At 52.5% G+C, this 10182-nt stretch carries 10 protein-coding genes and 1 rRNA gene; 10 read left to right on the top strand and 1 reads right to left on the bottom strand.

The features are described 5' to 3' along the window. The 10 genes from CRO33_RS24130 to CRO33_RS24085 form a co-directional block, all read left to right on the top strand. A partial coding sequence (locus CRO33_RS24130) for an ATP-binding protein (RefSeq protein WP_097119817.1) occupies positions 1-904 on the top strand: 904 nt, incomplete at its 5' end. Positions 905-974: 70 nt separating this feature from the next. Further along, positions 975-1217 (top strand): YhdT family protein, encoded by a 243-nt coding sequence (locus tag CRO33_RS24125; RefSeq protein ID WP_034830168.1) that lies wholly within the window; start codon positions 975-977, stop codon positions 1215-1217. After that, positions 1207-2652: a sodium/pantothenate symporter gene (gene panF / locus CRO33_RS24120; RefSeq protein WP_034830170.1), complete on the top strand. Its 1446-nt coding sequence runs from the start codon at positions 1207-1209 to the stop codon at positions 2650-2652. Before CRO33_RS24125 ends, panF begins: the two co-directional genes overlap by 11 nt. Before the next feature lie 11 nt (positions 2653-2663). Continuing rightward, positions 2664-3545, top strand: coding sequence for a 50S ribosomal protein L11 methyltransferase (gene prmA, locus CRO33_RS24115; protein WP_097119816.1), 882 nt, complete (start codon positions 2664-2666; stop codon positions 3543-3545). Between the two features lie 394 nt (positions 3546-3939). Continuing rightward, on the top strand, positions 3940-4905 hold the full coding sequence (gene dusB / locus CRO33_RS24110; protein ID WP_038644355.1) for a tRNA dihydrouridine synthase DusB: 966 nt from the start codon (positions 3940-3942) through the stop codon (positions 4903-4905). A 24-nt stretch (positions 4906-4929) separates the two neighbouring features. Further along, positions 4930-5226, top strand: coding sequence for a DNA-binding transcriptional regulator Fis (fis, locus tag CRO33_RS24105; protein ID WP_003855228.1), 297 nt, complete (start codon positions 4930-4932; stop codon positions 5224-5226). 541 nt (positions 5227-5767) lie between these two features. Further along, a complete protein-coding gene (locus tag CRO33_RS24100) occupies positions 5768-6793 on the top strand; it encodes an amino acid ABC transporter substrate-binding protein (protein WP_034830184.1) in 1026 nt (341 codons plus the stop codon). Positions 6794-6859: 66 nt separating this feature from the next. Beyond that, entirely contained in the window at positions 6860-8038 is a 1179-nt protein-coding gene (locus CRO33_RS24095) for an amino acid ABC transporter permease (RefSeq protein WP_034830186.1), read from the top strand. A gap of 15 nt (positions 8039-8053) precedes the next feature. Further along, positions 8054-9154: an amino acid ABC transporter permease gene (locus tag CRO33_RS24090; protein ID WP_097119815.1), complete on the top strand. Its 1101-nt coding sequence runs from the start codon at positions 8054-8056 to the stop codon at positions 9152-9154. Between the two features lie 8 nt (positions 9155-9162). Beyond that, complete coding sequence (locus CRO33_RS24085; RefSeq protein ID WP_034830190.1) at positions 9163-9924, top strand: amino acid ABC transporter ATP-binding protein; 762 nt, start codon at positions 9163-9165, stop codon at positions 9922-9924. A gap of 169 nt (positions 9925-10093) precedes the next feature. Here CRO33_RS24085 and rrf read toward each other — a convergent pair. Beyond that, a 5S ribosomal RNA gene (rrf, locus tag CRO33_RS24080) occupies positions 10094-10182 on the bottom strand; the annotation flags it as partial.

Genomic DNA, 10182 nt, shown 5'->3' with positions numbered 1-10182 from the left:
TAAACGCATCGGCTACCCGGTCATCATCAAAGCCTCTGGCGGCGGCGGCGGTCGTGGTATGCGCGTGGTGCGCAGTGAAAAAGATCTGGAACAATCCATCGGCATGACGAAAGCGGAAGCCAAAGCGGCTTTCAACAACGACATGGTCTACATGGAGAAATTCCTCGAGAACCCGCGTCACATCGAGATTCAGGTGATGGCCGACGGCCAGGGCAACGCCATCTATCTGGCGGAACGTGACTGCTCGATGCAGCGTCGTCACCAGAAAGTGGTCGAAGAAGCACCAGCGCCGGGCATCACGCCGGAACTGCGTCGCTTTATCGGCGAGCGCTGTGCGAAAGCCTGTATCGATATCGGCTACCGCGGTGCGGGTACTTTCGAGTTCCTGTACGAAAACGGTGAGTTCTACTTCATCGAGATGAACACCCGTATTCAGGTGGAGCATCCGGTGACCGAGATGATCACCGGCGTGGATCTGATCAAAGAGCAGCTGCGTATTGCTGCCGGTCAGCCGCTGTCGATCAAACAGGAAGACGTGGTTGTTCGCGGTCATGCGGTGGAGTGCCGTATCAACGCCGAGGATCCAAATACCTTCCTGCCGAGCCCGGGCAAGATCACCCGTTTCCACGCGCCAGGCGGTTTTGGCGTGCGCTGGGAATCGCACATCTATGCCGGCTACAGCGTGCCGCCGTACTACGATTCCATGATCGGCAAGCTGATCACCTACGGTGACACCCGTGAAGTGGCCATCGCGCGCATGAAAAATGCGCTGGCGGAACTGATCATCGACGGCATCAAGACCAACGTCGAGCTGCAGATGAAAATCATGTCCGACGAACATTTCCAGCAGGGTGGCACCAACATCCACTATCTGGAGAAAAAACTCGGCCTGCACGAGAAGTAATCGCAGCGCAGAGCAAACAAAGGCCGGTTAATCCGGCCTTTTTCATTTTTGTTACCGTTGAGGTTGCATGATGGATTGGCGTTTTTTACAAGCGAACAAAGAGGCGCGCTGGGCATTTTATCTGACGCTGGCGTACCTCGCCGTCTGGGGCCTAAGTGCCTGGCTAGGCGGCAATGAGAGCGGCATCACCGGATTACCGCACTGGTTTGAGCTCTCCTGCATTTTCGCCCCGCTGCTATTTATCGTCCTTTGCTGGGTGATGGTTCGCCTGTTGTATCGCGACATGTCGCTTGAGGATCAAGATGGACAGTGAAATCATTCTGCCGCTATTAGCCTATCTGGTCTTGATCGCCGGTTTATCGGTGTTTGCGATGCGCAAACAGCGTCAGGGCAATTTCCTCACCGAATACTTCCTCGGCAGCCGTTCGATGGGTGGTTTTGTGCTGGCCATGACGATTACCTCCACCTACATCAGTGCCAGTTCGTTTATTGGCGGGCCGGGTGCTGCCTATAAATATGGTCTTGGCTGGGTATTGCTGGCGATGATTCAGGTGCCGGCGGTGTGGCTCTCGCTCGGTGTATTAGGAAAGAAATTCGCCATTCTCGCGCGCCGCTATAACGCTGTGACGCTGAATGACATGCTATATGGCCGCTACGGCAGCACACTGCTGATTTGGCTCTCCAGTATTAGCTTATTAGTGGCTTTTGTTGGCGCAATGACCGTACAGTTTATTGGTGGTGCACGCTTGCTGGAAACCGCTGCGGGTATTCCTTACGACACCGGCTTATTAATTTTTGGTGGCACCATCGCGCTGTATACCGCGTTTGGCGGCTTCCGTGCCAGCGTACTCAACGATGCAATGCAAGGCCTGGTAATGCTGGTCGGCACCTTCCTGCTGCTGTTTGCCATTATCCATCAGGCGGGTGGACTCGAAACGGCCGTGACGAAACTGCGCACCATCGATCCCCAACTCGTGTCGCCGGAAGGTGTTGGCAACGTCATTAATCCGACATTCCTGAGTTCTTTCGCCGTGCTGGTCTGCTTTGGCGTGATTGGTTTGCCGCATACTGCGGTGCGCTGTATCTCTTATAAAGACAGTAAAGCCATGCATCGCGGCATCATTCTGGGCACCATCGTCGTGGTGATTCTAATGCTCGGCATGCATCTGGCGGGGGCGTTAGGTCGTGCCATTCTGCCGGATCTCACTGTTCCGGATCGCGTGATCCCGACGCTGATGATCACCGTGTTGCCGCCAATGGCAGCCGGCGTGTTTCTCGCTGCACCGATGGCAGCAATCATGTCAACGATTAACGCGCAGCTGCTGCAATCCTCCGCTACGCTGATCAAGGATCTCTATTTGCGTATTGCGCCACAGCACAGCGAGAATGAATCGCGCCTGCGTATGCTATCCGGCACTATCACTTTCGTGCTGGGCATATTGCTGTTACTGGCGGCGTGGAATCCACCGGATATGATTATCTGGCTCAATCTGCTGGCCTTTGGCGGACTGGAAGCCGTGTTCCTCTGGCCGCTGGTATTGGGACTGTATTGGGAGCGCGCTAATTCGACAGGTGCTATCAGCGGCATGGTTGTCGGCGCGGCTTGCTATACCTTACTTGCCAGCCTGAAAATTGAACTATGGGGCTTTCACCCTATCGTTCCCTCATTGACCTTAAGCCTGCTGGCCTTCGTGGTGGGTAATTTGTTTGGCAGCACGCCTGAAGCGCGTCACGCCGCGGTGAAATAAAGAGAAACGCTATGCCTTGGATTAAAATCAAAATTAACAGTACCGGCGAAAATGCCGAGCCGCTGAGCGATGCGCTGATGGACGTGGGCGCCGTCTCGGTGACGTTTCAGGATACCCATGACAACCCGGTTTACGAACCGCTGCCGGGTGAAACACGCTTATGGGGCGATACGGATGTGATTGGGCTGTTCGACGCCGAAACCGAGATGGACGATGTGGTGGCCGAACTGCGTCAACATCCACTGCTGGGATCGCATTTCCATTACAAGATCGAGCAGATCGAGGATAAAGACTGGGAACGTGAATGGATGGATAACTTCCACCCGATGCGTTTTGGTGAACGTTTGTGGATCTGCCCGAGCTGGCGGGACGTGCCGGATCCGAATGCCGTCAACGTGATGCTGGATCCGGGCCTGGCGTTTGGTACCGGCACCCACCCGACCACTTCGCTCTGTCTCACCTGGCTTGATGGACTTGATCTGCAAGGCAAAACTGTGATCGATTTTGGCTGTGGATCCGGCATTCTCGCAATAGCCGCCCTTAAACTGGGCGCGTCGCAGGCTATCGGGATTGATATTGATCCGCAGGCTATTCAGGCCAGCCGTGACAATGCTGAGCGCAATGGCGTTTCTGATCGTCTGTCGCTCTATCTACCGCATCAACAGCCGGAAAACCTGCAAGCGGATGTGGTTGTCGCCAATATCCTCGCAGGCCCGCTACGTGAGCTGGCGCCGCTGATTAGCGTATTGCCAAAGGCGGGCGGACATCTGGGATTGTCGGGCGTATTAGCCAGCCAGGCTGAAGGGGTGTGCGAAGCCTATGTTGAGCGCTTCGTACTTGATCCGGTGGCTGAAAAAGAGGAGTGGTGCCGTATTACCGGCGTGCGCCGCTGAGTTTGATCACCGGCTGGCTTCGCTGGCCGGTTTGCTGTTTGGCCATCAGACAGTGAAAGCAACTCACCCTCTGCATATCAGCCGAAAATCTGCTACCTGAAAGCAATCAAATTAGTACATTTAATAATCACATCGCCGTCATTTCTCTGGCTAATTACCGGATGTGGCGGTTTTTATGTCGTGATTTTGGGCATGTTTTAAGAAAAACTTTTGCTCACAATTTCAGCATAATTTTTTAATGCACTGAATTATATAGATTATTAGTTGTAGCATTGCTGTTAAGGCCGAATTCCTCGCAGTTTAACGGTGAATTGTTCAAAGTTTGGCCTTTCATCTTCGTTAAAAAATGCGTAATATACGCCGCCTTGCGAACAGTTAGGGTCACTTCTTTTTCATGCGCATTGGACACCATCAGCTACGTAATCGACTCATCGCTGCACCTATGGCTGGCGTTACCGACAAGCCATTTCGCACCTTGTGTTACGAGAACGGCGCGGGTATGACTGTCTCCGAGATGCTGTCATCAAACCCAGAAGTTTGGGCCAGTGATAAATCCCGTTTGCGTATGGTGCATAGTGACGAGCCTGGAATCCGTGCCGTGCAAATTGCCGGTTGCGATCCTGATGAGATGGCTGCAGCCGCGCGCATTAATGTGGCGTCTGGCGCGCAGGTCATTGATATCAACATGGGCTGCCCGGCTAAGAAAGTGAATCGTAAGATGGCTGGCTCAGCACTGCTGCAGCATCCGTCACTGGTGGAGTCCATCCTCCGTGCGGTAGTGAATGCAGTTGATGTACCGGTTACGCTGAAGATTCGCACCGGCTGGGACAAAGAAAATCGTAATTGTGTAGAGATTGCCCAATTGGCTGAACGCTGTGGCATTCAGGCTCTCACCATTCATGGCCGCACGCGCGCCTGTTTGTTTGAGGGGCACGCTGAATACGACAGCATTCGGACAGTTAAGCAGAGCGTTTCCATTCCGATTATCGCGAATGGTGACATTACTGACCCGCACAAAGCCAGAGCGGTGCTCGACTATACCGGAGCCGATGCTCTGATGGTTGGACGCGCTGCTCAGGGAAGACCGTGGATCTTCCGGGAAATCCAGCATTATCTGGACACAGGGGAGCTGCTGGCACCGAAGCCGCTGGCTGAAGTGAAGCAAATGCTGATTGGACATATACGGGAACTGCACGACTTTTATGGTCAGCGCAAGGGATACCGTATTGCTCGTAAACACGTTTCCTGGTATTTGCAGGAAAGTGCTCCTGATGACCAGTTTCGGCGCACATTCAACGCCATAGAGGATGCCAGCGAACAGCTGGAGGCGTTGGAGGCATACTTCGAAAATCTTGCGTAAACGAAATAAAGAGCTGAAAGAACTATGTTCGAACAACGCGTAAATTCTGATGTACTGACCGTTTCTACCGTTAACTCACAGGATCAGGTGACGCAAAAGCCACTTCGTGATTCGGTAAAACAGGCACTGAAGAACTATTTTGCTCAACTGAATGGTCAGGATGTAAGTGATCTGTATGAGCTGGTATTGGCTGAAGTTGAGCAGCCTCTGTTGGACATGGTGATGCAGTACACCCGTGGCAACCAGACCCGTGCAGCTCTGATGATGGGTATCAACCGTGGTACCCTGCGTAAGAAGCTGAAAAAATACGGCATGAACTAATTGTTCTTTGCTGCGCTAACGCCAACCCTCGGGTTGGCGTTTTTGTTTGTGCCTCACCCATAGTTTCCCTGCGTTAGCCACGGATGAAACAATTGTCGCGGATATGGTAACGATAGTTGCAATTGCATCCGTGATATTTCGTCTCTCTTACCGCACGTCTTTTGCCCCTTTTTAGCGCCTGCTTTGTGCGTCATAACGCCCGCCATGCCGCTTTCCCAGTGATCCTGCACTGTTTCTACCGTAACCCTGCAAACGCATACATTTTATCCTGAGTGATGGCTCACACTGCTTCCACATAGTGAAACTATTTGCACTATTTGTGATCGCGTCGTCTCGTCATGCAGCCTTTTGGTGCGCGATAGTAGCCAAAATTTCTGGATGCGTCCTTTTATTAAAAGATCTTTCCAGTGAATTCAGGATTCTGCAAACCTGGCATTACCTTTGCAGAGTCGTGGATGGCTAACCGCCACAGACAGAAAAAAGCGCACATTAAAGTGCGTGCAAACATAACAACACACGATCTCGCCACACAGGATGCTTTATGAAAAAGATGATGCTTTCCACCCTGGTCGCTGCAGCCTCGCTGTTCGCCGTTACTCAACAAGCGCACGCAGGCACCACGCTGGATGCCATTAAAAAGAAAGGTTTCGTACAGTGCGGTATCAGCGATGGCCTGCCAGGCTTCTCCTACGCTGATGCCAGCGGCAAATTTACCGGAATCGACGTGGATGTTTGCCGCGCTGCTGCGGCTGCGGTATTTGGTGATGCAAGCAAGGTGAAATACACCCCGCTGACGGCTAAAGAGCGTTTCACTGCGCTCCAGTCTGGTGAAGTGGATATCTTGTCTCGTAATACCACCTGGACCTCTTCGCGCGATGGTGGCATGGGCTTCTTGTTCGCTGGTGTGAACTACTATGACGGCATCGGCTTCCTGACCCATAAGAAAGCGGGTCTGAAAAGCGCCAAAGAGTTGGATGGTGCCACCGTATGTATTCAGGCCGGTACCGATACCGAGCTGAACGTGGCTGACTACTTCAAAGCCAACAAAATGCAGTACACGCCAGTGACCTTCGACCGTTCTGATGAGTCAGCGAAAGCACTCGACAGTGGCCGCTGCGATACCCTCTCTTCCGACCAGTCTCAGCTGTATGCACTGCGTGTGAAACTCGGCAAACCAGATGATTTCATCGTGCTGCCAGAAGTGATCTCTAAAGAGCCGCTGGGTCCTGTGGTACGTCGTGGTGATGACGACTGGTTCACCATCGTTAAATGGTCTCTTTACGCCATGCTGAACGCAGAAGAGATGGGCGTGAGCTCTAAGAATGTTGATCAGATGGCGGCCAAACCCACTACCCCGGATATGGCTCACCTGTTGGGTGCAGAAGGTGACTTCGGTAAAGACCTGAAACTTGATAATAAATGGGCTTACAACATCATCAAACAAGTCGGTAACTATCAGGAAGTGTTCGATCGCAACGTGGGTAAAGACAGTGCACTGAAAATCGCGCGTGGCCAGAATGCACTCTGGAACCAGGGCGGCATCCAGTACGCTCCACCAGTACGCTAAGTCTGTTCTGCCAGTCGGGCACCGCACCCTGCGGTGCCCAAGCGTTTTCTTCACTGAGGTTTCAACATGTCACAACGCCCAACCGTAAAGAGGGATTTTTCGTTTGGTAATCCTACGGTTCGCGCCTGGCTTTACCAGATCATCGCGATTGTGGCCGTGCTTGCTGTGGTGGGATATCTGGTCCACAACACAGTAATCAACCTGGCCAACCGCGGCATCACTTCCGGTTTCGGATTTCTTGAGCGCAATGCCGGTTTCGGCATCGTCCAACACCTGATCGATTACACCGAAGGCGATACTTACGCGCGCGTGTTTATGGTGGGGTTGACCAATACCCTGCTGGTTTCCGCACTCTGCATTGTATTTGCCTCCATCCTGGGCTTCGCCGTGGGGCTCGCGCGTCTGTCTGAAAACTGGCTGCTGCGTAAACTCTCGACCATCTACATCGAGACGTTTCGTAATATCCCACCGCTGCTGCAGATCTTCTTCTGGTACTTTGCGGTGTTGCGCAACCTGCCAGGGCCACGTCAGGCACTCAATGCGTTTGATCTGGCGTTTGTCAGTAACCGCGGTTTGTATATTCCGTGGCCAGAGTATGCACCTGGCACCTGGCCATTCCTGATTGCGCTGGCACTGGCCATCCTCGGCAGCGTTGCGCTTTTCCGCTTCAACCGTAAGCATCAATTAAAAACCGGCCAGTTACGCCGCACGTGGCCAGCCGCTGCAGGTTTGATTGTGCTGTTACCCCTGATTGCACACACATTGTTTGGTGCCGCAACGCATTGGGATGTACCAGAACTGCGCGGATTCAACTTCCGCGGCGGCTTTGTGATGATCCCGGAGCTGGCGGCGTTAACGGTGGCGCTTTCTGTGTATACCTCATCGTTCATTGCGGAAGTGATTCGCTCCGGGATTCAGTCGGTGCCGCACGGTCAGAATGAAGCAGCCCGTTCGCTGGGTCTGCCAAATCCGGTCACGATGCGTCAAGTCATCATCCCGCAGGCAATGCGCGTGATCATTCCACCGTTAACCAGTCAGTATCTCAATATCGTGAAGAACTCATCACTGGCGGCGGCCATTGGCTATCCCGATATGGTGTCGTTGTTTGCCGGTACCGTGCTGAACCAAACTGGCCAGGCGATTGAAACTATTGCGATTACCATGGCGGTCTATCTGATCATCAGCCTGCTCATTTCACTGCTGATGAACCTCTACAACCGCAAAATTGCGCTAGTTGAGCGATAAGAGAACGGGATCATTATGTCTGTTACCACACACGAAACACCGCCCGTACCCAGCAATCCGCTAGGAAAAGCCTGGCTTTGGGCGCGCAAAAATCTGTTCTCCAGCTGGCTCAATACCCTGCTCACGCTGTTCAGTTTCTGGATCATCTGGAGTGTGATTCCTCCGGCGCTGGATTGGCTGATCTTCCAGGCTAACTGGATTGGTGAAACGCGCGCGGATTGCACCAAAGCCGGTGCATGTTGGGTATTTATCCACGCACGTTTTGGCCAATTCATGTATGGGCTTTATCCACATGAATTGCGCTGGCGCATTAATCTGGCATTGGTGATTGGTCTACTGTCGATCATTCCCATGTTCATTAAGTCTATGCCACGCCGTGGTCGCTACATTGCCTGCTGGGCGGTGATCTATCCGATCATTGTTTGGCTGCTGATGTATGGCGGGTATCTGGGGCTGGATCGCGTGGAAACCCGCCAGTGGGGCGGTCTGACGCTGACGCTGATTATTGCCTCAATTGGCATCGCTGGTGCGCTGCCGTTGGGGATTCTGCTGGCGCTGGCTCGTCGTTCAAAAATGCCCGTGGTTCGCACCCTGTCAGTGATTTTCATTGAGTTCTGGCGTGGTGTGCCACTGATTACCGTGCTCTTTATGTCATCGGTAATGCTGCCGTTGTTTATGGCAGAGGGCACGACTATCGACAAGCTGGTACGTGCGCTGGTCGGCGTGATTCTGTTCCAGTCCGCTTATGTTGCAGAAGTGGTGCGTGGCGGCTTGCAAGCACTGCCAAAAGGGCAGACTGAAGCGGCGGAATCACTGGCACTCGGCTACTGGAAAACGCAGATGCTGGTTATTCTGCCACAGGCACTTAAGCTGACCATCCCTGGTTTAGTGAATACCATCATCGCACTGTTTAAAGATACCAGCCTGGTGATCATCATCGGCCTCTTCGATCTCTTCAGTAGCGTGCAGCAAGCCACCGTTGACCCCACCTGGTTGGGCATGTCGACCGAAGGCTATGTGTTTGCTGCCATGGTCTACTGGATTTTTTGTTTTAGCATGTCGCGCTATAGCCAGCATCTGGAGAAGCGCTTCCACACCGGGCGTAAATCGCACTGAGGTTTTACATGACACAAATTATGACTAATGCGGCTGACGCCATGATGATTACGCTCGAAAACGTGAATAAATGGTATGGTCAGTTCCATGTTCTTAAAGATATTAACTTGCTGGTGAAACCCCGCGAACGCATTGTTCTTTGTGGGCCTTCGGGGTCAGGGAAATCGACGACTATTCGTTGCATCAATCATTTAGAAGAGCATCAACAAGGCCGTATCGTAGTAGATGGCATCCATCTTAACGATGATGTGCGCAATATTGAGCGTGTTCGTACCGAAGTCGGCATGGTATTCCAACATTTTAATTTGTTCCCGCATCTTACCGTGTTGCAAAACTGCACGTTGGCACCGATTTGGGTGCGTAAGATGCCGAAGAAAGAAGCGGAAGAGTTAGCGATGCATTATCTGCAACGCGTGCGTATCGCGGAACATGCCCATAAGTTTCCAGGACAGTTGTCAGGAGGGCAGCAACAACGTGTGGCGATCGCGCGTTCACTGTGTATGAAACCGAAAATCATGCTGTTCGATGAACCGACTTCAGCACTCGATCCAGAAATGGTAAAAGAGGTTCTCGATACAATGATTGGTCTGGCAGAAGATGGTATGACGATGTTATGCGTGACGCACGAGATGGGCTTTGCGCGTACTGTGGCGGACCGGGTGATCTTTATGGATCGCGGAGAGATTGTTGAGGAAGCGCCGCCGCAGGAGTTCTTCGCGAATCCGAAATCAGAACGTACACGCGCCTTCCTTTCTCAAGTTATTCATTGATATTTAATGAGCTACTTAAGCCTCTGCGCAATCTGGCAGAGGTTTTTTTATGACCTTGATATTATCTCGCATTAACTCATTCGACGTTTTTGACGAATCTTGAGCCTGGTTGCGAGTTTTAAACATACAAAAAAGCCCTGAACTTTCGTTCAGGGCTTCTGTGTTTGATGCCTGGCAGTTCCCTACTCTCGCATGGGGAGACCCCACACTACCATCGGCGCTACGGCGTTTCACTTCTGAGTTCGGCATGGGGTCAGG

The organism is Pantoea sp. GL120224-02, from assembly GCF_900215395.1.
Classification (GTDB): Bacteria; Pseudomonadota; Gammaproteobacteria; order Enterobacterales; family Enterobacteriaceae; genus Pantoea; species Pantoea communis.
Note: the sequence above shows the minus strand (reverse complement) of the source record. Positions and strands in the feature narration are given on the sequence as shown.